At 36.4% G+C, this 1600-nt stretch carries 1 protein-coding gene and 1 pseudogene; both read right to left on the bottom strand.

The window, feature by feature from the left end:
• Window positions 1-141: 141 nt before the first annotated feature.
• Window positions 142-1218, bottom strand: a complete 1077-nt coding sequence (locus WBN20_RS16475) for a PA0069 family radical SAM protein (RefSeq protein WP_424282474.1) — start codon at window positions 1216-1218, stop codon at window positions 142-144.
• Window positions 1219-1265: 47 nt separating this feature from the next.
• A pseudogene (locus WBN20_RS16480) lies at window positions 1266-1600 on the bottom strand (hypothetical protein); the annotation flags it as partial.

The following is a 1600-nucleotide window of genomic DNA, read 5'->3' on the forward strand; positions in this document are numbered from 1 at the left end:
GAAAGAATATGAGAGTAACAAATTACGAGAAGGCCAACGAATGGGTTAAAGGCTCTTATCGTAAGGGATGGGAACTAAGTTAAACTAAGGTTTATCCTGTTTTATTTCTGAAGAATCGCAGAGAATTACATATAAGCTGGTCTATTTGAACAGCTTCAATTGACCATGTTTATACTCTTCGTGTAATTCCCTGTTTAATTTAGGAAATGATCTTCCTCCATAATATCTCAATTTAGCCAATTTGGCCATTTCCTGTATTTGGTGGGCAATGTTGCCATCTCCCTTATTTCTAACACCAAATCTGCTATCATTCAATTTGCCTCCATGGCATGATGCTATAAGGCTCAATACCTTTTCTGCCCGGTCTGGCATGGCTTTCCTTATCCAATCTGTAAAAATAAGACCAATAGCACCATTTAATCTGACTATAGTATAGGCAAAAGATGAGGCGCCATGGTCAGCAGCCAATTTTGCCAAGTTTATAATTTCATGACTATTTATTCCCGGAATAATTGGTGCTAGCATAGCATTAACCGGGATTTTGTTCTCCGCTAAAAAAGCAATTGTACTAAGACGTTTTTTAATAGTTGTTGTCCTGGGTTCCAGAATTCTTCGAGTACTTTCTGAGAGCGATGTAATTGAGATGTTTACACCAACCAACCCATGATTATTTAAATCCTTTAACAAGTCCATATCTCTTAAGATTAAAGAATTCTTGGTAATAATGCCTACGGGATGACGGTACTTTAAAAATACCTCAAGGCATGCTCTCGTAATTTTAAATTCCTGCTCTGCAGGCTGGTAACAATCCGTATTTCCCGAAAGCACAATGGTGGCAGCCTTCCATTTATTACTTTTTAATTTAGCCTCAAGTAGCTTAGCAGCATCTTTCTTTACTAGGATTTTTTGTTCAAAATCCAAACCCGCGCTTAAGCCCCAATATTCATGAGTATTTCTGGCATAGCAATAAATACAACCATGTTCACAACCCTGATAAGGATTCATAGAGTATTCCATCCCGACGTCCGGACTTGTTACTTTATTTACAATTGTTTTAGGAAAAACAGGCAAGTATTGTGTTTTCCTTTGTGCGGCCTCTTCACCTTCCTTCCTGCAAAATTCAAGAAAATCTTGCTGTATTTCGTGTATGTGTTTAAGAAATTTGTTAGGTGTATTTTGCTGTGCGCCCCTTCCTCTAATAAGATTGTTTTGTTTCAACTTGTGGATTTATTCCAAATTTATGGATTTATTCCTATTGAAACAATTTAATTGATAGAGACATTCACTAATTGTTTTTTAGTTCCTCTTTTAGCATAAAACAAAACCGCGCTATCATTGAAGTCCATCAGAGGTTTTGAAACCATAAGTGGCAAACGAGCTTCTTTATCATCAATGATTTTTTCATAACTCATTTTACCATGTTTGTCCAATTGGATTACAAAGACATTTCTATTCCTGCTTAAGCCCTGCTTAAATATTACACGTTCATTATTTAGTACTTGCGGATTTTCAGCCGAACTACTAATAAAAAAATAGGTGTTATCATTTTTAGTATAGGAGCAATAAGATGCATAGGCGCCATCACCCTGTGTTACTTCAG

Source organism: Eudoraea sp. (assembly GCF_049665975.1).
GTDB lineage: Bacteria > Bacteroidota > Bacteroidia > Flavobacteriales > Flavobacteriaceae > Eudoraea.